Origin of the sequence: Devosia sp. YIM 151766 (assembly GCF_030285925.1) — a bacterium.
Lineage (GTDB): Bacteria > Pseudomonadota > Alphaproteobacteria > Rhizobiales > Devosiaceae > Devosia.
Genome location: NZ_CP127251.1, coordinates 701,046 through 721,756, shown reverse-complemented (window position 1 = coordinate 721,756; position 20,711 = coordinate 701,046). Strand labels below are relative to the sequence as shown.

The 20,711-nt window shown below is 63.2% G+C and carries 21 protein-coding genes; 18 read left to right on the top strand and 3 right to left on the bottom strand.

Annotated elements, in window-relative coordinates; translation table 11 throughout:
- The first annotated feature begins 23 nt into the window (after window positions 1–23).
- The 3 genes from O9Z70_RS03465 to O9Z70_RS03455 are packed head-to-tail and all read left to right on the top strand — an operon-like array spanning window position 24 to window position 2,874.
- Window positions 24–2,279: a heavy metal translocating P-type ATPase gene (locus O9Z70_RS03465; protein WP_286021103.1), complete on the top strand. Its 2,256-nt coding sequence runs from the start codon at window positions 24–26 to the stop codon at window positions 2,277–2,279.
- A complete protein-coding gene (gene cueR, locus O9Z70_RS03460) occupies window positions 2,276–2,671 on the top strand; it encodes a Cu(I)-responsive transcriptional regulator (RefSeq protein ID WP_286021102.1) in 396 nt (131 codons plus the stop codon). The genes O9Z70_RS03465 and cueR overlap by 4 nt, the downstream gene beginning before the upstream one ends.
- Window positions 2,672–2,673: 2 nt before the next feature.
- On the top strand, window positions 2,674–2,874 hold the full coding sequence (locus O9Z70_RS03455) for a heavy-metal-associated domain-containing protein (protein ID WP_286021101.1): 201 nt from the start codon (window positions 2,674–2,676) through the stop codon (window positions 2,872–2,874).
- Between the two features lie 69 nt (window positions 2,875–2,943).
- Here the strand turns inward: O9Z70_RS03455 and O9Z70_RS03450 are convergent, their stop codons facing one another.
- The 3 genes from O9Z70_RS03450 to O9Z70_RS03440 all read right to left on the bottom strand — a co-directional run bounded on the left by O9Z70_RS03450 (window position 2,944) and on the right by O9Z70_RS03440 (window position 6,514).
- Window positions 2,944–3,891: a substrate-binding domain-containing protein gene (locus O9Z70_RS03450; RefSeq protein ID WP_286021100.1), complete on the bottom strand. Its 948-nt coding sequence runs from the start codon at window positions 3,889–3,891 to the stop codon at window positions 2,944–2,946.
- A 72-nt stretch (window positions 3,892–3,963) separates the two neighbouring features.
- Window positions 3,964–4,992 carry an ABC transporter permease gene (locus O9Z70_RS03445; protein WP_286021099.1) on the bottom strand — a complete coding sequence of 343 codons (1,029 nt, stop codon included), beginning with the start codon at window positions 4,990–4,992 and terminating at the stop codon, window positions 3,964–3,966.
- Window positions 4,973–6,514 (bottom strand): sugar ABC transporter ATP-binding protein, encoded by a 1,542-nt coding sequence (locus O9Z70_RS03440; RefSeq protein WP_286021098.1) that lies wholly within the window; start codon window positions 6,512–6,514, stop codon window positions 4,973–4,975. Before O9Z70_RS03440 ends, O9Z70_RS03445 begins: the two co-directional genes overlap by 20 nt.
- 250 nt (window positions 6,515–6,764) lie before the next feature.
- On the opposite strand from O9Z70_RS03440, the gene O9Z70_RS03435 reads away from it, so the two are divergent.
- The 15 genes from O9Z70_RS03435 to O9Z70_RS03365 all read left to right on the top strand — a co-directional run bounded on the left by O9Z70_RS03435 (window position 6,765) and on the right by O9Z70_RS03365 (window position 20,682).
- Window positions 6,765–7,745: a LacI family DNA-binding transcriptional regulator gene (locus O9Z70_RS03435; RefSeq protein ID WP_502870179.1), complete on the top strand. Its 981-nt coding sequence runs from the start codon at window positions 6,765–6,767 to the stop codon at window positions 7,743–7,745.
- Between the two features lie 87 nt (window positions 7,746–7,832).
- On the top strand, window positions 7,833–8,558 hold the full coding sequence (gene cobF, locus O9Z70_RS03430) for a precorrin-6A synthase (deacetylating) (RefSeq protein WP_286021096.1): 726 nt from the start codon (window positions 7,833–7,835) through the stop codon (window positions 8,556–8,558).
- 59 nt (window positions 8,559–8,617) lie between these two features.
- Window positions 8,618–9,793, top strand: coding sequence for a precorrin-3B synthase (cobG, locus tag O9Z70_RS03425; RefSeq protein ID WP_286021945.1), 1,176 nt, complete (start codon window positions 8,618–8,620; stop codon window positions 9,791–9,793).
- Window positions 9,790–10,422, top strand: a complete 633-nt coding sequence (locus O9Z70_RS03420) for a precorrin-8X methylmutase (RefSeq protein ID WP_286021095.1) — start codon at window positions 9,790–9,792, stop codon at window positions 10,420–10,422. The genes cobG and O9Z70_RS03420 overlap by 4 nt, the downstream gene beginning before the upstream one ends.
- Window positions 10,419–11,144, top strand: coding sequence for a precorrin-2 C(20)-methyltransferase (locus O9Z70_RS03415; RefSeq protein ID WP_286021094.1), 726 nt, complete (start codon window positions 10,419–10,421; stop codon window positions 11,142–11,144). Before O9Z70_RS03420 ends, O9Z70_RS03415 begins: the two co-directional genes overlap by 4 nt.
- Window positions 11,141–11,896 carry a precorrin-3B C(17)-methyltransferase gene (locus O9Z70_RS03410; protein ID WP_286021093.1) on the top strand — a complete coding sequence of 252 codons (756 nt, stop codon included), beginning with the start codon at window positions 11,141–11,143 and terminating at the stop codon, window positions 11,894–11,896. The genes O9Z70_RS03415 and O9Z70_RS03410 overlap by 4 nt, the downstream gene beginning before the upstream one ends.
- 3 nt (window positions 11,897–11,899) lie before the next feature.
- On the top strand, window positions 11,900–13,111 hold the full coding sequence (cbiE, locus tag O9Z70_RS03405; RefSeq protein WP_286021092.1) for a precorrin-6y C5,15-methyltransferase (decarboxylating) subunit CbiE: 1,212 nt from the start codon (window positions 11,900–11,902) through the stop codon (window positions 13,109–13,111).
- A complete protein-coding gene (gene cobM, locus O9Z70_RS03400; RefSeq protein WP_286021091.1) occupies window positions 13,108–13,866 on the top strand; it encodes a precorrin-4 C(11)-methyltransferase in 759 nt (252 codons plus the stop codon). Before cbiE ends, cobM begins: the two co-directional genes overlap by 4 nt.
- A 266-nt stretch (window positions 13,867–14,132) precedes the next feature.
- Window positions 14,133–15,458 carry a sn-glycerol-3-phosphate ABC transporter substrate-binding protein UgpB gene (gene ugpB, locus O9Z70_RS03395; RefSeq protein WP_286021090.1) on the top strand — a complete coding sequence of 442 codons (1,326 nt, stop codon included), beginning with the start codon at window positions 14,133–14,135 and terminating at the stop codon, window positions 15,456–15,458.
- Between the two features lie 101 nt (window positions 15,459–15,559).
- Window positions 15,560–16,444, top strand: coding sequence for a sn-glycerol-3-phosphate ABC transporter permease UgpA (gene ugpA, locus O9Z70_RS03390; RefSeq protein WP_286021089.1), 885 nt, complete (start codon window positions 15,560–15,562; stop codon window positions 16,442–16,444).
- Window positions 16,445–16,457: 13 nt separating this feature from the next.
- Complete coding sequence (gene ugpE / locus O9Z70_RS03385) at window positions 16,458–17,306, top strand: sn-glycerol-3-phosphate ABC transporter permease UgpE (protein WP_286021088.1); 849 nt, start codon at window positions 16,458–16,460, stop codon at window positions 17,304–17,306.
- A gap of 3 nt (window positions 17,307–17,309) precedes the next feature.
- A complete protein-coding gene (locus tag O9Z70_RS03380) occupies window positions 17,310–18,356 on the top strand; it encodes a sn-glycerol-3-phosphate import ATP-binding protein UgpC (RefSeq protein WP_286021087.1) in 1,047 nt (348 codons plus the stop codon).
- 14 nt (window positions 18,357–18,370) lie between these two features.
- On the top strand, window positions 18,371–19,120 hold the full coding sequence (locus tag O9Z70_RS03375; protein WP_502870178.1) for a glycerophosphodiester phosphodiesterase family protein: 750 nt from the start codon (window positions 18,371–18,373) through the stop codon (window positions 19,118–19,120).
- Between the two features lie 18 nt (window positions 19,121–19,138).
- Complete coding sequence (locus O9Z70_RS03370; RefSeq protein ID WP_286021085.1) at window positions 19,139–19,909, top strand: DeoR/GlpR family DNA-binding transcription regulator; 771 nt, start codon at window positions 19,139–19,141, stop codon at window positions 19,907–19,909.
- Window positions 19,906–20,682, top strand: coding sequence for an HAD family hydrolase (locus O9Z70_RS03365; protein ID WP_286021084.1), 777 nt, complete (start codon window positions 19,906–19,908; stop codon window positions 20,680–20,682). Before O9Z70_RS03370 ends, O9Z70_RS03365 begins: the two co-directional genes overlap by 4 nt.
- Window positions 20,683–20,711: the final 29 nt, after the last annotated feature.

The following is a 20,711-nucleotide window of genomic DNA, read 5'->3' as shown; positions in this document are numbered from 1 at the left end:
TGAAGGCGGACGAGGTAAGAAAAATGCATCAGAACGTCCACAATCATCCCGCCCCCACCACGCTCGACATTACCGGCATGACCTGCGCCTCCTGCGTATCGCGGGTAGAAAAGGCCCTGCTCAAGGTGCCGGGCGTCGAAACGGTATCGGTCAATCTGGCCACCGAGCGCGCCACGATCAGCGGCGGCGAGCCCGATGCGCTGCTCAAGGCGGTCGAAAAGGTCGGCTATAAGGGCAGCCTGCGGGCGCCGGACGCGCCGGCCCATGACCATGGCCATCACCACGACGAAGACGCGGCCATCCTCAGGCGCGACGTGATCGTCGCCACGATCCTCACCCTGCCGCTCTTCGTGCTGGAAATGGGCGGGCACATCTATGAGCCGTTCCATCATTGGCTGATGGGCATCGTGCCCCTGCAATGGCTTTACATTTCCTATTTCCTGTTGACGACCGCCGTGCTTTTCGTCCCCGGCTGGCGCTTCTTCCGCATCGGCTTTCCGGCCCTGTTCCGCGGCGCGCCGGAGATGAATTCGCTGGTGGCGCTCGGCGCCGGCGCGGCCTGGCTCTATTCCACCATCGTCACCTTCGCGCCCCAGCTGGTGCCGGCAGAAACGCGCCATGTCTATTTCGAGGCCGCTGCCGTCATCGTCACGCTGATCCTGGTCGGCCGCTGGCTCGAGGCCCTGGCCAAGGGTCGCACCGGCGAGGCCATCCGCCAATTGATGCGCCAGCAGGCCAAGACCGCCCGCGTCGAGCGCGATGGCGAGGCCAGCGAAATCCCGGTCGAGCAGGTTCGTGTCGGCGATATCGTTCTGGTCCGTCCGGGCGAGAAGATCGCCGTCGACGGCGATATCGTCGAGGGGGCCAGCCATATCGATGAATCGATGATTTCCGGCGAGCCCCTGCCGGTCTCCAAGGGGGTGGGCGCGCATGTCGTCGGCGGCACGCTCAACACCTCCGGCGCCTTCCGCTTCCGCGCCACCAAGGTGGGCGCCGATACGATGCTGGCCCAGATCATCCGCATGGTCGAGGACGCGCAGGCCGGCAAACTGCCGATCCAGGCCGTGGTCGACAGGATCACCGCCGTCTTCGTGCCCATCGTCATCGCCGTCGCCGTGCTGACCGCCATTGTCTGGTTCGTCCTCGGACCGGATCCGAAGCTCACCTATGCCCTGGTCAATGCGGTGGCCGTGCTCATCATCGCCTGCCCCTGCGCCATGGGCCTGGCGACGCCCATGTCGATCATGGTCGGCACCGGTCGCGCCGCCCAGCTCGGCGTGCTGTTCCGCAAGAGCGAGGCTCTCCAGCAATTGCGCGATGCCAAAGTGGTCGCCTTCGACAAGACCGGCACGCTCACCGCCGGCAAGCCGGTGCTCACCGATCTCGTCCCCGGCGAGGGGTTCGAACATGATGAGGTCCTGGCTTTGGTCGCCGCCGCCGAGTCGCGCTCCGAGCATCCGACCGCCAATGCCATCGTCGCGGCGGCGGAACAGGCCGGGCTCGCCCTGCTCCCGGTCGAGCATTTCCATGCCGAACCCGGCCATGGCGTCACCGCCATGATTGGCGGGCGCCAGGTTCAGGTCGGCTCGGCCCGGCTGCTCGCAGGTCTGGACCTGTCCCATTTCGATGCGGCAGTCACCCGTCTCGCCGCCGAAGGCAAGAGTCCGGTTTTCGCCGCCATCGACGGCAAGGTCGCCGCCGCCCTGGTCGTCGCCGACACGATCAAGCCCACCAGCAAGTCGGTCGTCGACGCGCTGCACACCATGGGTCTGAAGACGGCGATGATCTCCGGCGACAATCGTCGCACCGCTCAGGCCATCGCCGCCCAGCTCGGCATCGATGAAGTGCAGGCCGAAGTGCTGCCCGCCGACAAGGTCGAGGCCATCAAGGCGCTGCGTCAGGGCAATCGCATCGTCGCCTATGTCGGCGACGGCATCAACGACGCGCCGGCTCTGGCCGAGGCCGATATCGGCATTGCCGTGGGCGACGGCACCGATGCCGCGATCGAGAGCGCCGACGTGGTTTTGCTGGGTGGCGACCTCGCAAACGTTATCAATGCGCTAACGATTAGCCGGGCGACGCTAAAGAATATCTGGGAAAATCTGTTCTGGGCCTTCGGCTACAATGCCCTGCTGATCCCGGTCGCCGCCGGCGTGCTCTACCCGGCATTTGGCATCCTGCTTTCCCCGATGATCGGCGCCGGCGCCATGGCTCTGTCCTCGGTCTTCGTGGTCGTCAATGCCCAGCGTTTGCGGGCAGTTAAGGGGGTTTCCGCATGAATATCGGCCAGGCCGCCAGGCAATCGGGGGTTTCAGCCAAGATGATCCGCTATTACGAGCAGATCGGCCTCATCACCCCGCCCGACCGCACCGACAGCAATTACCGCGTTTACGGCGCCGACGACGTCCATATATTGCGCTTCGTCAAACGGGCCCGCACGCTCGGTTTCTCGGTCGAGGAGACCGCGGCCCTGCTCGCCCTCTGGCAGGACAAGGCCCGCGCCAGCGGCGAAGTGAAGGACATTGCCAGCGGCCATATCAGCGCGCTCGAAACCAAGATCGCCGAGCTGGAAGGCATGGTGAAAACGCTGAAGCATCTCGTCCATTGCTGCCAGGGCGACAACCGCCCCGATTGCCCGATTCTTGATGACCTTGCCGGAGAAAGACATTGACCATGAGCGAGAAAACCACCTTCACTGTCAATGACATGACCTGCAATCACTGCGTCGGCACCGTGCGCGGCGCGCTGGAGCGGGCGCTGCCCGGCAGCACGGTCGAGATCGATCTCGCGAGCCATGAAGTCCGCTTCACCGGCGACAGGGCCAAGGGCGCGGATGCCATCCGCGAGGCCGGCTACACGCCGGAAACGGCATAGAAAAAGCGAGTCCTAGGATACAAAAAGGGGCGCCTTGCGGCGCCCCTTTCGCGTCCGTTCCAGGAAGGATCAGAACGGGCTGTCGGGGAAGTAGAACTGCGCGGCGTTCTCCTGAGTCACCAGCGGGGCGCCCAGGATATATTCGCCCTGCACCGGGCCGTTGGAGACGAAATTGGCAACGGTCACGTCCATGGCGGTGGCGATCATGGCCGGCGGATAGAGCACGTCCACCGGGATCAATTCGTCGCCATCCATGATGCCCTTGATCACGTCCTTCATGCCGGCGCCGCCGACGATGAACATTTCACCGTCGCGACCGGCCTGGCGCACGGCTTCCACCACGCCCATGGCGATGTCGTCGTCCTGCGCCCAGACGCCGTCGATATCGGGGAAGCGCGACAGGAAGTCCTGCATCACTTCAAAGCCGTCGTCGCGGTTCCAGTTGGCGAACTGGTTGTCCAGCACATTGATGCCCGAGCCTTCAATGCCGGCCATAAAGGCGTCGAAACGCTCGGTATCGATCACGGTCGGGATGCCGCGCAGGATGACGATATTGTCGCCCTCGCCCAGGCGGGAGACGAAGTATTCCGCCGAGGTCGAGCCCAATTCGGTATTGTTGCCAGCCACATAGACGTCCTGAATGGACGTGTCGGGCAGGCCGCGATCGACCACGGTGATGAAGGCGCCGGCGGCCTTGGCCTGGCGGACCGGCTCGACCAGCGGATCGGATTCGAAGGGCAGCACCACAAGGGCGTCGATCTGCTGCACCGAGATCAGGTCTTCGATATCGCCGGCCTGATCGGCCGGGCTATCGGCGGTGACCAGGATGATGTCGATATTGGAATGCGCCGCTTCGAGGCGCTTTTCGGCTTCCTGGGCGTGCCAGTTGAGGCCGCCGGCCCAGCCATGCGTCGCCGCAGGAATGGAAACGCCGATCTTGATCGTTTCCTGGGCCAGAACCGGAAGCGCCAGAGCGGTGGTTGCCGCCAGGGCCAGGGTCAATGCCTTGATAGACATGGGTAGTCCTCCCGTGAATATGGCGCTTTCGGCGCCGGTTTTGCCTGCCCTGATGAAGGGCAGGAATTCTTGCTATTCGGCCTTCTTGACGCGCGGGCTATGCTTGAAACTGCCGCGCTGCAGATAGACTGCCGCCACGATGATCACGCCCTGGACCGCCCCATTGAGGTAGTTCGAGATGATATCGGTGAGATTGAGGATATTGCCGATGGCGGTGAGGATCAGCGCGCCGATCACGGTGCCGCCGATCCGGCCATAACCGCCCTTGAGCATGGTGCCGCCGATGATGACCGCCGCGATGGCTTCCAGTTCCCACAATACGCCGGTGGCCGACGACGCCGAACCCAGGCGCGGCACATAGATGATGGTGGCCAGCGACACGCAGAGACCCTGCAAAATATAGGTCCAGGTCCGCACCCGGTCGACCTTGATGGCCGAATAGCGCGCCACCTGTTCGTTGGAGCCGATAGCCATGCAATAACGGCCAAAGGCGGTGCGGTTCATCAGCACCCAGCCGATGACGGCAACGAGGATGAACACCCAGACCGGATAGGGAATGCGCAGGAAGCTGTCGTAATAGACCGGACGGTATATTTCGCGGGCGGCACTATTGAGCGACAGCGTGCCGCCATCGGCGAAATAGGTGATCAGCGAACGATAAATCCCCATCGTTCCCAGGGTCACGATGAACGCTTCGATCTTGCCTTTGGTGGTCAGGAAGCCGTTGATGAAGCCGGCGCCGACGCCCAGGATCAGCGAACAACCGATGCCCAGCAGCACGGTCCAGACCGATGCCCCCATGCTGCCCACGGCCGAATTCATGACGATGATCATGATGCCGGCGATGAAGGCGGCCATGGAGCCCACCGAAAGGTCCAGCCCGCCGGCGGTGATGACGAATGTGCCGCCCACCGCGATGATGCCGATAAAGGCCGAGCGGGTCAGCAGATTGGTGACATTGCCTTCATTGAGAAAGGCCGGGTTCAGCGAATAACCCAGAATGACCAGGAGGATCAGCGCCAGCAGCGGTCCGGCGGTCTTGAGGTCGAGCCTGAAGCCCTTAGCCGGCTTGCTGGCACTTTCAGGCACTGAGGCGCTCATTTTCTCTATCCTGCTTGATGCCGGCCGCGTAACGCATGATCTCGGCTTCTGTTATTTCCGCGCCTTCCAGCACCCCGGCCATGCGCCCATTGCGCATGACGACGACGCGGTGCGAAAGGCCAATGACTTCCTGCATTTCCGAAGAGATGACGATGATCGCCTTACCCTCGGCGGCCAGGGCGGCTATGATGTGGTAGATTTGCTGTTTGGTGCCCACATCGATGCCGCGGGTCGGCTCGTCCATGATGACGATATCAGGCTCGCTCTCCATGGTCTTGCCCAGCATCAGCTTCTGCTGGTTGCCGCCCGACAGCTTGCCCACCTGCACCGAGGGATCGAGCGCCCTGACGTCGAAGCGGCGCACCGCGCGCTCCAATGCCTGCTCCTCGCTGCGCCCATCGAGAAAACCGAAGCGCAGATGCTTCTTGAGCGTTAGCAGGGTGAGATTGGCTTGCAGGCCTGCATTGAGCAACAGGCCTCGTCCTTTGCGGTCCTTGGTCATATAGGCTAGGCCCGCCGCAACGGATTTTGAAACGTCGGCGAAATCGGCCGGCTCGCCATGCACTTCTATGGCGCCAGCGCTCTTCTTCGTCAGCCCGACAATGGCTTCGGCCACCGCCGTGCGGCCCGAGCCGATCAGGCCGGCAAAGCCGAGGATTTCGCCGCGCTTCAAATCGAAAGAAATCGCCGAAATACCAGGCGCCGCCAAGTCTCGCACCGACAGCATCACTTCGGCGTCCACGTCCGGCTCATGCTTGGGCGGATAGAGGTTGGAGAGCTCGCGCCCCACCATCATCTGGGCGATCGAATCCGGCGTCAGATTATCCGTGCCGACCGTGGCAATGAGTTGGCCATCCCGCAGGACGGTGACGCGATTGGCGACGGTCATGATCTCATCCAGCTTGTGCGAGATGAAGATCACCGCCACGCCCTTGGCCGTCACTCGCCGGATTTGTTCGAACAGGGTCTGCGATTCGGCTATCGACAAGACGGCCGTGGGCTCGTCCATGATGATGACCCGCGCGTCGCGGCTGATGGCCTTGGCGATTTCCACCATCTGCTTGTCGGCGACCGACAGCGTATTGATGCGCGCATCGGGGTCGATATCGACATTGAGGACATCGAGAATGGCGCGGGTCTGACGCCGCATTTCCGCGAGATTCAGGAAGGGACCCGAGCGCAGTTCGCGGCCCAGGAAAATCGAATCCGCCACGCTCAGATGTTCCGCCAGCAGCAGTTCCTGATGGATGACGACAATGCCCATGGAGGCGGCTTCGCCATTGGGCGGCAGCACCACCGTCTCGCCGTTATAGGAAATCGAACCGGAGGTCGGTTGCTCGATGCCGGACAGGATCTTGATCAGCGTGGACTTGCCGGCGCCGTTCTCGCCGATAATGGCATGAACCTCGCCCGGCAGAATATCGTAATCCACGCTGAACAGCACTGGAATATCGCCGAAAGACTTGGAGATGCGATGGGCCGACAGAATCGGCTGCACGCTTGCATCCTGCGCATCCGCCATGTTCTCGATTCCTCCCCCGAGCATGGCGCACTTGCTGTGCTGGCCTCTGCTCTTGCAAACGATGTAAAGGTTTTCATAAACGATGTAAAGGTTTACACAACTGAAAAAACCTATATGCCTGTGACAAATGCCGTGGGCGGAGCCGGCACCCGCCAGGATAGAGCGCTTCGAGCTTTTCGAGCCGTGCGCCAAGGGCGGAGCGACCCAAGTGCAGCAGCATAAGCTGGCCACTATCGAAGATGTTGCTGCCATGGCCGGGGTTTCCATCGCCACGGTGAGCCGCGCCATCAACGAGCCGAAAAAGGTCGCCGACGCCACTCGCCGCCGGGTTGTCGAGGCCATTGCCCGCACCGGCTACACTACCAATGCCATGGCCCGTTCGCTGCGCATGCGCCGCAGCAACATGATCCTCATTCTGGCCCCCGATGTCGGCGACCCGAACTTCTCGAATATCCTGGTGGGGCTCGAAACCGAGGCCAGCCAGCGGGGCTATGGCCTGTTGATCGGCAATACGCAGAACGATCCGAGCCGCGAGACCGATTACCTGCGCTTCATCAGCTCCAACCAGGCGGATGGACTGATCCTGTTCACCGGCCATCTGCCGTTCGGCTTCGGCCAGGATCGCGGCGAAACCCGGCTTCCGCCCATGGTCGCGGTCAATGAGCCGGTATTGGGGCAGGACATTCCCTTTGTCGGCGTCGATAATTTCGAAGGCGCCCGCGTCGCGGCCGAACACCTGATTTCGCAGGGCCATCGCCGCATTGCCTTTATCGGCCATTCCACCAGTCGCGAGATCAATCGGCTGCGCGAGACCGGCTATCGCGCCGCGCTGGAAGGTGCCGGTATCGCCATCGATCCGCGCCTGATTCTGGACGGCGACGGCACCACCGAAAGCGGTCGCGCCGCCGCCGAGCTGATGTTCGTGCGCGATGCGCTGCCCAGCGCCTTTCTCTGCGTCAACGACGCCACTGCGCTTGGGGTCATCATCGCGCTCAACGCCCGCCGCTACGAATTGCCCCGCCAGTTTTCGGTCATGGGATTCGACGACATTTCCTTCGCCAGCTTCGTCAGCCCCTCGCTCACCACCATGAAACAGCCCCGCCACCGTATCGGCGAAGCGGCTATGGAATTGCTGCTGGCCATGCTGGCCGGCGAAACGCCCAAATCGCGCGAAGTGCTGCTACGGGCCGAGCTGATCGTGCGCAATTCAGTATCCCGTCCCGGGAGCTAGGAAAAAGCGCCGTTTGAGCCTGGTCTTGGCGGAATGCTTGTCACGGTCCGCGCAAGGTGTCATCTCCTTACGCCCATGATTGCGCCTGTGAAAACCATTCTCGTCGTCGGCATCGGCACCGGCTCGCCCGAGCACGTGACCGTGGCCGCCATTGAAGCGCTTAACCGCGCCGATGTGCTGTTCGTGCCGGATAAGGGCGCCGGCAAGGCCGATCTCGCCGAGATTCGCCGCACCATCATTGCCCGCTTTGTCAAAGGCGCGGTCCGGCAGGTCGGCTATGCGGTGCCCCGCCGCGATGCCGCCCATGCCGATTACGGTCAGGGCGTCGAGGACTGGCATGCGGCGCTGGCGGAAATTTTCGCCGGCCTCATCGCCGAAATACCGGAAAACGGCAGTGGCGCCTTCCTGGTCTGGGGCGATCCGGGCCTTTACGATTCCACCCTGCGTATTCTTGACCGGGTCAAAATGCCGATCAAAGTGGAAGTCTTTCCCGGCATTACCGCTATCCAGGCCCTTACCGCCGCCCATGGCATTGCGCTCAACCGCATCGGCGAGCCGGTGATCATCACTACGGGCCGCCAACTCGGCAGCGTGGAAACGGATAGCGTGGTCATGCTGGATGGCCGGCTGGCTTTTCGTGACGCCGATCCCGATCTGGAAATCTTCTGGGGCGCTTATCTCGGCACCCCCGAGCAAATCCTGGTTTCCGGGCGTCTCGGCGACGTGGCCGAAAAAATCGTGGCCGTACGCGCCGCCGCCCGCGAACGCCATGGCTGGATCATGGACATCTATCTGCTGCGCCAGGCGGAGTAGTGCTGGCGGCGCGCGGCTGATAGAATTGCGGTGAAAAGGATCGCGAGCCCGTTGTGAATATGGAACTGACCATTTTCAGTCGACCAGACGGTGCGCGGCGCGGCGACTGCCCGACGCTGGATGCGCCGATGCAGACTGGCGATGGTCTGCTTGCCCGCATGCGCGTTGCCGGCAATCGCCTTACCCCGCAGCAACTGGCCGCCATTGCCCGCCTCGCTCGTCAACACGGTAACGGCCTGGTCGAAGTCACGGCGCGCGGCAATCTGCAGATACGCGGCTTGACTCCGGCCAGTGTTCCCCGCTTCGCCGAAGCTGCGTCATCGCTGGTCACAATCGAAACCGGCCTTGTGGTCGACATCTCCCCGATCGCTGGCGAAGATCCAGAAGAAAAAGCCGATCCCCGCCCCCTTGCCGCCGGCATCCGCACCGCCGCCGCATCCGTGACGGGAAAGCTCGGCCCCAAGGTCAGCGTGGTCATCGACGGCAATGGCCAGCTTTCCCTCGCCGCCGTGAAGGCCGATATCCGCCTTGTGGCGCTCGACGCTGCCCGCTGGTCCGTCATGCTCGGCCAAGGCAAGCCGCAGATCATGGACACAGAGAGCGCCGTGGCGGCGGCTATTGCCGTGCTCAATGCGCTCGCCGCTCTGGGTGCGGAGGCCCGCGCCGCCGACCTTTTCCCGCCAGCCAGCACAACAGCTTCCGCTCCCGCGCCCCGGGGCTGGAACGGCGGCAACCTCGTCCTTAGCGACGGCCACGCCAATCCGATCGCCCTGCCCTTCGGCCAGATGCATGCCAATGCGCTTATCGAGCTCGCCATCCATGCCGAAGCTTGCCGCGTCAGGACAATCCGGCTCGCGCCCGGTCATGCGATCCTGCTGGACAATGCTCCCGACGTCCTGATCGACCGTGCCGCGACCCTCGGTTTCATCACCAGTCCAACCGATCCGCGCCGGCATATCAGCGCCTGTATCGGCAGCGACGGTTGCGCCTCGGGCCATATCGCGGCGCGACGGCTCGCCGCACAATTGGCGCCGCATCTTCCCTCCGGCAGGCGCCTCCACGTCTCCGGCTGCGCCAAGGGCTGCGCCCATCCGCGCCCGGCAGACCTCACCCTGGTAGGCCGCGCCGATGGGATTGGTCTTGTCATCGATGGCCGGGCGGGCGATACGCCTCGGCAGGTTGTCGATGAGGCCGGACTTCTTCCGGCGCTGGCCGCCCGGCAGGAAATCCGATGATTGAATACGACTATATCAAGGATGGCGACGCGATTTATCGCCAGTCCTTCGCCATTATCCGCGCCGAAGCCGACCTGTCGGCCTTTTCCGAGGATGAGGCCGAGCTTGCCGTGCGCATGATCCATGCCGCCGGGCAGGTGGACGCGGCACAGCATTTCGTCTTCGGCCCCGGCTTCGTCTCCGCCGCGCGCGAGGCGCTCAAGGGCGGCGCGCCGATTCTCTGCGACGCCGAAATGGTGGCGCGCGGCATCACGGCGGCGCGCCTTCCCGCCAGCAATCCGGTGATCTGCACATTGCGTGACGAACGCACACCAAGGCTGGCGCAGAGCATCGGCAATACGCGCTCGGCAGCGGCGCTGCATCTTTGGGAAGATCATCTGGACGGCGCCGTGGTCGCCATCGGCAATGCGCCCACCGCTCTGTTCCACCTGCTCGAAATGCTGCGTGACGGCGCCCCCAAGCCTGCCGCCATTCTCGGCATGCCGGTCGGCTTCGTCGGCGCTGCCGAATCGAAGCAGGCGCTGGCCGAAAATTCCTATGGCGTACCCTATGCCATCGTGCGCGGCCGGCTAGGGGGCAGCGCCATGACCTCGGCCTGCCTCAACGCGCTGGCGAGGGCGGGGCTGTGACAGGCAAGCTGATCGGCGTCGGCACCGGCCCGGGCGACCCGGACCTGCTCACCATCAAGGCCGTGCGCGCCATCGAAAACGCCGATGTGGTCGCCTGGTTCGCCAAGAGCGGCAATGCCAGCAATGCACGCGCCATCGCCGCCGGCCATTTCCGCCCCGGCCAGGCCGAGGAAGCGCTGAACTATCCTGTCACCACCGAAATCCATCGCCACGACGCGGGCTATAAAAGCCGAATCGAAGCGTTTTACGCCGAAGCTGCCGCCCGCCTTGCCGCCCATCTCGATGCGGGTCGCAATGTGGTGGTGCTGAGCGAGGGCGATCCGCTGCTCTATGGCAGCTATATGCACCTGCATGTCCGGTTGGCGCAGCATTATGCCTGCGAGGTCATTCCGGGCATTACGGCCATGTCGGGCAGCTGGTCCGAGGCTGGCCTGCCTCTGGTGCAGGGCGATGATATTCTCACCATTCTCCCCGGCACGCTAGACCGGTCGGAACTGGTGCGGCGTTTTACCAATACCGAAGGCGCAGTCGTGATGAAATTAGGCCGTAATCTCGCCAAGGTCCGCGCCGCCCTGGCCGATTCCGGGCGTCTCGCCGGCGCGATCTATGTCGAGCGCGGCACCATGGCCAATGGCTATTCCATGCCGCTCACCGACAAGGCCGACGATATCGCCCCCTATTTTTCGCTGATCCTGGTGCCGGGCTGGAGCGCCCGCCCATGACCGGGCGGCTGACAATCATCGGCACCGGGCCCGGCAATCCGAACCAAACCACGCCGCAGGCATTGCAGGCGATCGCCGCGGGTGAGGTGTTTTTCGGTTATGGTCCCTATCTCGACCGGCTCAATCTGCGTCCCGAGCAGCAGCGCATCGCCTCCGACAATCGCCAGGAAATCGACCGCGCCCGCGCCGCGCTCGATGCCGCCGCGCGCGGCGGCAATGTCTGCGTGGTATCGGGCGGCGATCCGGGCGTCTTTGCCATGGCCGCGGCGATTTGCGAAGCCATCGAGGCCGGCCCCGAAACCTGGCGTCGGCTCGACCTCGTCGTGCTGCCGGGCGTCACCGCCATGCTGGCCGTCGCCGCGCGCGCCGGCGCGCCGCTGGGCCACGATTTCTGCGCCATTTCCCTCTCGGACAATCTCAAACCCTGGGAATTGATCGAGCGCCGGCTGCGCGCCGTTGCCGAAGCTGGCCTGGTGATCGCCCTCTACAATCCCATTTCCAGGTCGCGGCCCTGGCAATTGGCCACCGCCTTCAAGCTGCTGCGCGAAATCCTGCCGGTCACCACGCCGGTCATTTTCGGTCGCGCCATTGGTCGCCCCGATGAGCACTTCACCGTTGTTCCGCTGGGCGAAGCCGACCAGCAGGCGGCCGACATGGCCACCTGCGTCATCATCGGCTCGGCGGAAACACGGGTGATCGAGCGGGACGGCATGGATCCGCTGGTCTATTCACCGCGCGCGGCGGGACCATGAACCATGTCTGATCCCTGGCTTATTGTGGTCGGCATCGGTGAAGACGGGCTGGATGGCTTGTCCCCTATTGCCCGCGCCGCCATCGGGGAGGCCGAGCTCGTGTTCGGTGGCACGCGGCATCTCGAGCTCGCCGCCGGAGCCATCAAAGGCGAGGCCCGGTCCTGGCTCTCGCCGTTTTCTGCCGCCATCGCAGCCGTCCTCGCTGCGAAGGGCAGGAAAGTCTGCGTCCTGGCCTCGGGCGACCCCTTCCATTTTGGCGTCGGGGCCAGTCTTGCCCGCCATATCGATCCAGCGCAGATGCGCGTGATTTCGCATCCATCCGCCTTCAGCCTCGCTGCCGCACGCCTGGGCTGGCCCTTGCAGGACGTGGTCAGCCTGTCGCTCCATGGCCGTCCCCTCGACCTCATTCGACCACATCTGCATGCGGCATCGCGCATCCTGGCCCTGACATCCGATGAACACGGCCCCGCCGCCCTGGCCGCGCTCCTCACCCAGGCCGGTTTCGGGCGCTCCATCCTCACGGTGATGGAGGCGCTGGACGGTCCGCGCGAACAGCTACGCTCGCAAATGGCCGAATCCTTTTCGCTCTCCGATATCGACCCGCTCAATATTTGCGCCATCACTGTCGTCCCCCTGCCTGGCGCCCGCATCCTGCCGCTGACGCCGGGGCTCGACGATGCGCTGTTCGAGCATGACGGCCAGATCACCAAGCGCGACATTCGGGCGCTTACCCTCGCCGCTCTCGCGCCGCGCCGCCACGAATTGCTCTGGGATATCGGCGCTGGATCAGGCTCTATCGGCATTGAATGGATGCTGGCCGATCCCAGCCTTCGGGCCATCGCCATCGAGCCCGAGCCAGACCGTGCCGCCCGCATCGCCCGCAATGCCCAAAGCTTCGGCGTCCCTGATCTGCGTATAGTCGAAGGTTCTGCGCCCGATATTTTACATGGCCTTGAAGCGCCTCACGCCATTTTCGTGGGTGGCGGCGGCTCCGAGCCTGGGGTCATGGATGCCGCCATCGATGCCCTCCGGCCTGGCGGTCGCATCGTCGCCAATGCGGTGACGCTGGAAATGGAACAGGTGCTGCTTGCTCTGCACGCGACGAGAGGGGGCGAACTGGTCCGGCTTTCAGTCGCCCATGCCGAGCCCCTCGGCACCATGCAAGGCTGGCGTCCCGCCATGCCGATCACCCAATGGCGCTGGGTAAAACCATGAATGTTCACTTTATCGGCGCCGGCCCGGGCGCTGCCGATCTCATCACCGTGCGCGGCCGTGACCTGCTGGCCGGCTGCCCCGTCTGCCTCTATGCCGGCTCCATCGTTCCCAAGGAAATGCTGGATTGGTGCCCGCCTGGCGCCCGTCTGGTCAACACCGCGCCGATGTCGCTGGACGAGATCGAGGCCGAGTTCGTCCGGGCGCACCAAGCCGGTGAGGACGTGGCTCGCCTCCATTCCGGCGACCTTTCGGTGTGGAGCGCCGTAGCCGAGCAGATGCGACGCCTCGACCGGCTCGGCATCCCCTATACGCTCACGCCCGGCGTACCCGCCTTTGCCGCCGCCGCCGCCGCTTTGGGGCGGGAATTGACTATTCCGGGCCTGGCACAGAGCCTGGTGCTGACCCGGATCGGCGGCCGGGCCTCGCCCATGCCCGAGGGCGAAACCCTTTCCGCCTTCGCATCCACCGGGGCGACGCTGGCCATCCACCTCGCCATTCATGCGCTCGATGATATCGTGGCCGAATTGACCCCGCTTTATGGCGCCGATTGCCCCGTCGCCATCGTCGCCCATGCAAGTTGGCCAAACCAGACCATGCTTGTCGGCACGCTCGCCGACATAGCGACAAAATTCGCCGCCCATCCGATCGAACGCACGGCCATCATCTTCGTCGGCAAAGGTCTGGCGGCTGCGGACTTCCGCGAAAGCTCGCTTTACGATCCCGACTATCAGCGCCGCTTCCGCAGCCGCGACTGATCCTGGAGCCCGCTGGCCCCACGCCCTTATCTGCGTGTTCACATGAACGCAGCACCCCCGGCAATGAAGATATTCACAGGCTCTGGCCGACTGTCACAAAACTGCTAAGCGCCTGATTTAGAAGCTTCAGCAGGTCACTGAAGAGTCGACCGCTTCTTCAAAAATGTTCAAATGAACATTTCCTGTTTGCAAAGGAAGATTCGATGCTGTCATATGCCACCAAGATCGGGACGTGGGGGTCCCGGCGCAATAATAAGGGAGTGAGTATGTTCAAGAACGTATTGTGCCTGTCCGTCGGGCTGGCCGCCGTGCTGTCGGCGAATCCGGCTTTCGCGCAGACTGAAATCAGCTGGTGGCACGCGCTGGATGCCGAATTGGGCAAGAAGCTGGAATCAATCGCCCAGGGCTTCAATGACAGCCAGTCGGACTACAAGGTCGTGACCACCTACAAGGGCACCTATCCCGAAACGCTGACTGCTGCGATCGCGGCGTTCCGCGCCAACGAGCAGCCGGCAATCGTGCAGGTGTTCGAAGTGGGCACCGGCACCATGATGGCCGCCAAGGGCGCCGTGAAGCCGGTTTACGAGCTGATGACCGAAAACGGCCAGCCCTGGGACCCGAGCGCCTTTCTCGCGCCGGTCGTAGGCTATTACTCGGACACCGACGGCAACATCCTGTCGCTGCCGTTCAACTCGTCCACCCCGATCATGTACTACAACAAGACCGCCTTCGCCGAAGCCGGCCTTGATCCCGAAGTCGCGCCCAAGACCTGGGCCGAGGTCGAGGACTACATGAACAAGATCGTCGATTCCGGCGCCGCCAATTGCGGCCTGAGCACGGCATGGGTGTCCTGGATCCAGCTGGAAAACCTCTCGGCCATCCACGACCAGCCCTATGGCACGCTTGAAAATGGCTTCGGCGGCCTCGGCACCGAATTCACCTTCAACGGTCCGCTCCAGGCCAAGCATTGGGAAAACCTCAAAAAATGGTCGGATGAAGGTCTCTACCAATATGGTGGTCCGGTCGGCGGTCCTGATGCCGCGCCGAAATTTTATTCCGGCGAATGCGCCATCTACATGAACTCCTCGGGCTCCCGCGCTGGCGTGATCGCCAATTCGAGGGATTTCGAAGTCGGCTTTGCACCCCTGCCCTATTATGACGACGAGATCGAAGAGCCCAAGAACTCGATCATCGGCGGCGCGACGCTGTGGGTGCTCAATGGCAAGGACGACGACGTCTATAAGGGTGTCGCCGAGTTCTTCACCTATCTCAGCCAGTCCGACGTGCAGGCCGATTGGCATCAGTTCACTGGCTATCTGCCGATCACCAATGCGGCGTTCGAATTGGGCCAGGAACAGGGCTATTACGAAGAAAACCCGGGCGCTGACGTGGCGATCGAGCAGATCACCCGCGGCACGCCGAACGCCAATTCCAAGGGCATCCGTTTCGGCAATCTGAGCCAGGCTCGCACCGTGGTCGACGAGGAATTCGAAGCCCTGCTCGCCGGCCAGAAGACCGCCCAGGAAGCCCTCGATTCCGCTGTCGCTCGCGGCAACGAAATCCTGCGCGAATTCGAAACGACCAATCAGTAATGATCGCTATCGGGGCCGGAGCAATTCCGGCCCCGTTTTCCATGCGCTGAGCGGATGGATGGCCCGTGCCGGCTATCCATCGGCGGGCCGTGCGAGGACCCATGCAGACCAAACGCACCATTTTTCCCAACAAGCTGCTGCCCTACGCGTTGTTGGCGCCGCAATTGGCGATCACGCTGATCTTCTTCATCTGGCCGGCCCTGCAGGCGGTGAAGTCCTCGTTCGAACGCGAAGACCCGTTCGGTTTCCGGACCACCTTCATCTGGTTCGACAATTACCGGCGCATCTTCTCCGATCCCAATTACCTTGGCTCTTTGGGCCGCACCGCGATCTTCGCCATTTCGGTGACGCTGCTTTCCATGGCGATTTCCCTGCTCCTGGCCGTCGCCGTTAATCGGCTGCTGCGCTCGGGCAAGGTCTACACGACCCTGCTGGTCTGGCCCTATGCAGTGGCCCCGGTGGTGGTGGGCATTCTGTGGTGGTTTATCTTCAATCCGTCCATCGGCCTGGCGCCCTATATCCTGCGCGGCCTGGGCATCAGCTGGAACCACCGGATCGACGGCAATCAGGCGATGATCCTGATCATCATCGCCGCGGCCTGGAAGCAGATTTCCTACAATTTCCTGTTCTTCGTCGCCGGTCTGCAATCAGTGCCGCAATCGCTCAACGAGGCTGCCGCCATCGACGGAGCCGGGCCGTTCAAGCGCTTCTGGACCATCATTTTCCCGCTGATCTCGCCGACGACCTTCTTCCTGCTGATCATCAATATCAACTACGCCATGTTCGACACATTCGGCATTGTCGATGCGACCACGATGGGCGGCCCCGCCCAGGCGACCAATATCCTGGTCTACAAGGTCTATACCGACGGCGTATTGAACCTGAATATCGGCTCTTCAACCGCCCAATCGGTCATCCTCATGCTGATTGTCATCGCTCTCACCGTCGTGCAGTTCCGCTTCGTGGAACGCCGCGTACAGTATTAGGGGTTGAGCCGAAATGGTTGAAAACCGACCCATTCTCACCTTCCTGACCCATCTGGTGCTGATCGCCGGCGTCGTCATCGTGGTGTTTCCGGTCTATCTGGCCTTCATCGCCTCCACGCATGGGCCGGGCCAGTTCGTCAGTGGCCTCGTGCCGCTGCTGCCGGGCCCGCATATGATCGAGAACTACAGCATCATCTGGAACGAGGGCCTGTCCAGCTCCGGCGCGCCGCCGATCTGGGTGATGATGATGAACTCGCTGGTGATGGCCGTGGCCATCGCGGTGGGCAAGATCGCGATCTCGCTGCTCTCGGCCTATGCGATCGTCTATTTCAAGTTTCCGTTCCGCCTGCTCGCGTTCTGGATCATCTTCATCACCCTGATGCTGCCGGTCGAGGTGCGCATCATCCCCACTTTCGCGGTGGTGGCCAATCTGGGCATGCTCAATTCCTATCAGGGCCTGATCCTGCCGCTGATCGCCTCGGCCACGGCCACGTTCCTGTTTCGCCAGTTCTTCCTCACCATTCCGGATGAATTGATGGAAGCGGCGCGGGTCGACGGCGCGGGACCGATGAAATTCTTCCGCGATATCCTCTTGCCGCTGAGCCGGACCAATATTGCAGCGCTCTTCGTCATCCTCTTCATCTTCGGCTGGGTGCAATATATGTGGCCGCTGCTCGTCACCTCCGACAGCCGCTATTACACCATCGTCATGGGCATCAAGCGGCTCGCCGCCAGCGCCGATTCCGAGCCGCTCTGGCATCTGGTGATGGCCGCCGTCATCCTGGCCATGCTGCCCCCCGTCCTCGTCGTCATCTTCATGCAGCGCCTGTTCGTCAAAGGCCTCGTGGAAACGGAGAAATAAGCCATGTCCACGATCAATCTCATCGATCTCCAGAAGAGTTACGGCAACGTTCCGGCCGTCAAAGGCGTCAATCTCAACGTGGCGGATGGCGAGCTCATCGTGCTGGTCGGGCCGTCCGGCTGCGGCAAGTCCACGCTGCTGCGCATGGTCGCCGGCCTCGAGACGGTGACCTCCGGTCACATCGAGATTGGCGGCCGCGATGTCGTCAAGGCCGAACCGGCCGAGCGTGACATCGCCATGGTGTTCCAGAACTACGCGCTCTATCCGCATATGACGGTGCGCGGAAATCTCGAATATGGCCTCAAGAACCGGGGAACGCCGCGCGAAGAGATCAATCGTCGCGTACAGGAGGCCGCCGACATTCTCGAAATCGGCGCCTTTCTCGATCGCAAGCCGCGCCAGCTATCGGGCGGTCAGCGCCAGCGGGTCGCCATGGGCCGCGCCATCGTGCGCGAACCGGCGGCTTTCCTGTTCGACGAGCCTCTGTCCAATCTGGACGCCAAGCTGCGCGTACAGATGCGCGTCGAGATCCGCAAGCTGCAGCGCCGGCTCAAGACCACCAGCCTCTATGTCACCCACGATCAGCTCGAAGCCATGACCCTGGCCGACCGGCTGGTGGTGATGAATGGCGGTCTGGTGGAGCAGATCGGTACGCCCACCGAGGTCTATGACCGTCCGGCCACCCTGTTCGTTGCCAGTTTCATCGGCTCACCGCCGATGAACCTCATCTCCGTATCGTCGCTGGCCGGCGATCAGACCGCGCTTGGTCTGCCGGCGGGAACCGACATTGTGGGCATCCGCCCCGACGCCTGTACCTTGGAGCGGTCGGCGGAAACGTCCCTGTCGCTCGAGGCGGTCGCCGAATTGCTCGAACCCATCGGCGGCGAGAGCCATCTGCATGTCCGGCTTCAGTCGACCGGCCAGTCCATCGTGGTCAGCGTCCCCGGAAGACCGGAAATCACCGAGGGATCGAACGTCACAGTCCATGCCCGCGCCACCGACCTGCACCCGTTCAACGCGCAGACCGGCATGCGGACGGACATCCTCTAGGGCGAACTGCACCGATCATGACAATTTCTTCTCTACCCGGTCCCAAGCGCGACGAAGTCCAGGCCCATCGCGGAGCTTCCGCAGTGGCGCCGGAAAACACCGTCGCGGCCTTCCGCGCCGCCGCCGAACAGGGCGCGCAATGGGTCGAGCTCGACGTGGCTCTCAGCGCCGATGGCCAGCTTGTTGTCATCCATGACGGCAGCGTGGACCGCACGTCTTCCGGCACGGGATCGCTGGGCGCCTTGACCCGGGAGCAGATCGGCGCCCTTGACGCCGGAACCTGGTTCGATCCGCGTTTCGCCGGCGAATGCATTCCCAGCCTGGCCGAAACCATCGTGGCGCTGGGCGAATTAGGTCTCAACGCCAATGTCGAGATCAAGCAGCATGCGCATCATCAATCGCTCGACCAATTGGTGCGCGCCGTGCAGGCCGACATCGCCAAGCGTTCATCGTCGACCCGGATAATGATTTCGAGCTTCGACGCCGCAGCGCTGAAGGCCATGCATGCCCTGGAGCCGGAACTGGAAATGGCCATGCTCTGGGGACAGGTGCCCGAGGATTGGGAGCAGCAATTGGCCGCTATTCCAGCGACGACCATACATATGCACTACAAGGCCGTCAGTATCGGTTTGCTGGAGCAAATGCGGGAACGTGGCATCAAGGTGCGGGCATGGACCTGCAATGACCCGGTGCAATTGGTTTCGTTCTGGGATGCCGGCCTTACCGGCGTCATCACCGACAACCCCAAGGTTTTCCTCGAATAAAGAGAGGATGGACGGCAAATGCTGTCTGGCCGGCAACGCGACATTCTGGCTCTGGTCGAAACGGAGGGTGCCCAATATATCGAGGCGCTCGCCACTCGCTACGGCCTGACGACGCAGACCATTCGCCGCGATATCAACGCGTTGTGCGATCTGGGTTACGCTCGCCGGTTTCATGGCGGCGTCGATGCGCCGGTCGAGGCCAACAACATCTCCATCAATGCGCGCGCCGCCCTCAACAGCGCGGCCAAGCAGCGCATCGCCCGACGGGTGGCCGCCGCCATCGAGCCGGGCTCGACCGTTTTCATGGGGATCGGCAGCACGGTGCAATTCGTGGCGCAGGCGTTGCGCGAACACAATGGCCTGCGTGTCGTCACCAACAATATCGATGTGGCATTGATGCTCTGCGAGGCGCCGCAGATCGAGGTGCTGATGACCGGCGGGCAATTGCGCCACAATGACCGGGATGTCGTGGGCACCGATACATTGCACTTTTTCGAAAAATTCTATGCTTCCTACGCCATTGTCGGCGCCGGCGCATTGCACGCGGAAAAGGGCGTGCTCGACTTCAGTTACAGCGAGGCACAGACCACTACGACCCTGATCGCCAATTCGCGGACACGGTTCCTCGTCGCCGACCTCAGCAAGTGGACACGCAATGCCGCGGTGCGCGTGGTGCCCTTCGGCAGGTTCAATTGCCTGTTCACGGACCGCCTCCCCGACGATGCCACGGCCACGGCCCTGACTGAAGCAGGAACGCAGGTCGTGCTATGCGACGAGCAGCAGGCATGACGTTTCACGGCCCCTCGCCCCTGCCCGAACAATTGCGGGAGGTGCGATATCTGTTCACCGACATCGACGATACGTTGACCACTCAGGGCCGCCTGCTGCCCGAGACCTATCAGGCCTTGTGGGACCTGCACGACGCCGGCATCGCCTTGGTGCCGGTGACTGGCGGATCGGCCGGCTGGTGCGAGCATATCGTGCGCGCCTGGCCGGTCGCGGCGGCCATCGGGGAAAGCGGCGCCTTCGTGATGAAGTTGCGCGACGGCAGGGTGCAAACCGAATTCTGGGAGGACCAGGCGCTCCAGGCGCGGCGCCAGGCCGAGCTCATGGACAGGCTCGGACCGCTGCTTGGCCCCTTTTCGCTGGCCCATGACCAGCCATTCCGGCTCGCCGATATCGCCATCGACATCGGGGGGCATGGGCGGCGGGAGGTCGATGCGCTGGCGGACAATATCCGCATGACCGGGGCCAGCGTCGCCATCAGTTCGATCCATCTGAACACCTGGATCGGCAGCTATGACAAGCGCACCATGAGCGAACGGCTGCTCGGCGAACTCGACATTGCCCCGGGCGAGATTGCGGCGAGCACCGCCTTTGTGGGCGATTCGCGCAATGACGCGCCGATGTTCGGCTTCTTCCGCAACGCCTTCGGCGTCGCCAATATCATGCCGGTTCTGGACCAATTGGCCGCCAAGCCGCGATGGATATCCGCCCGTCCGGCCGGCCTGGGCTTTGTTGATATTGCCCGAACGGTGCTGGCGGCGCAGCCGGGTTCCTGACTTTACTGCATCGCATGGCGGGGCCAGCC

Bases quoted from the DNA above. Each gene is read 5' to 3' on its own strand.
- O9Z70_RS03435 (WP_502870179.1), top strand. From the start codon at position 6,765: ATGGCCGGGGTTTCCATCGCCACGGTGAGCCGCGCCATCAACGAGCCG.
- cueR (WP_286021102.1), top strand. From the start codon at position 2,276: ATGAATATCGGCCAGGCCGCCAGGCAATCGGGGGTTTCAGCCAAGATG.
- O9Z70_RS03420 (WP_286021095.1), top strand. From the start codon at position 9,790: ATGATTGAATACGACTATATCAAGGATGGCGACGCGATTTATCGCCAG.
- ugpA (WP_286021089.1), top strand. From the start codon at position 15,560: ATGCAGACCAAACGCACCATTTTTCCCAACAAGCTGCTGCCCTACGCG.
- cobG (WP_286021945.1), top strand. From the start codon at position 8,618: ATGGAACTGACCATTTTCAGTCGACCAGACGGTGCGCGGCGCGGCGAC.
- O9Z70_RS03450 (WP_286021100.1), bottom strand. From the start codon at position 3,891: ATGTCTATCAAGGCATTGACCCTGGCCCTGGCGGCAACCACCGCTCTG.
- O9Z70_RS03465 (WP_286021103.1), top strand. From the start codon at position 24: ATGCATCAGAACGTCCACAATCATCCCGCCCCCACCACGCTCGACATT.
- O9Z70_RS03365 (WP_286021084.1), top strand. From the start codon at position 19,906: ATGACGTTTCACGGCCCCTCGCCCCTGCCCGAACAATTGCGGGAGGTG.
- O9Z70_RS03440 (WP_286021098.1), bottom strand. From the start codon at position 6,514: ATGGCGGATGCGCAGGATGCAAGCGTGCAGCCGATTCTGTCGGCCCAT.
- ugpB (WP_286021090.1), top strand. From the start codon at position 14,133: ATGTTCAAGAACGTATTGTGCCTGTCCGTCGGGCTGGCCGCCGTGCTG.
- O9Z70_RS03380 (WP_286021087.1), top strand. From the start codon at position 17,310: ATGTCCACGATCAATCTCATCGATCTCCAGAAGAGTTACGGCAACGTT.
- ugpE (WP_286021088.1), top strand. From the start codon at position 16,458: ATGGTTGAAAACCGACCCATTCTCACCTTCCTGACCCATCTGGTGCTG.
- O9Z70_RS03445 (WP_286021099.1), bottom strand. From the start codon at position 4,992: ATGAGCGCCTCAGTGCCTGAAAGTGCCAGCAAGCCGGCTAAGGGCTTC.
- cbiE (WP_286021092.1), top strand. From the start codon at position 11,900: ATGTCTGATCCCTGGCTTATTGTGGTCGGCATCGGTGAAGACGGGCTG.
- O9Z70_RS03370 (WP_286021085.1), top strand. From the start codon at position 19,139: ATGCTGTCTGGCCGGCAACGCGACATTCTGGCTCTGGTCGAAACGGAG.
- cobM (WP_286021091.1), top strand. From the start codon at position 13,108: ATGAATGTTCACTTTATCGGCGCCGGCCCGGGCGCTGCCGATCTCATC.
- O9Z70_RS03410 (WP_286021093.1), top strand. From the start codon at position 11,141: ATGACCGGGCGGCTGACAATCATCGGCACCGGGCCCGGCAATCCGAAC.
- O9Z70_RS03455 (WP_286021101.1), top strand. From the start codon at position 2,674: ATGAGCGAGAAAACCACCTTCACTGTCAATGACATGACCTGCAATCAC.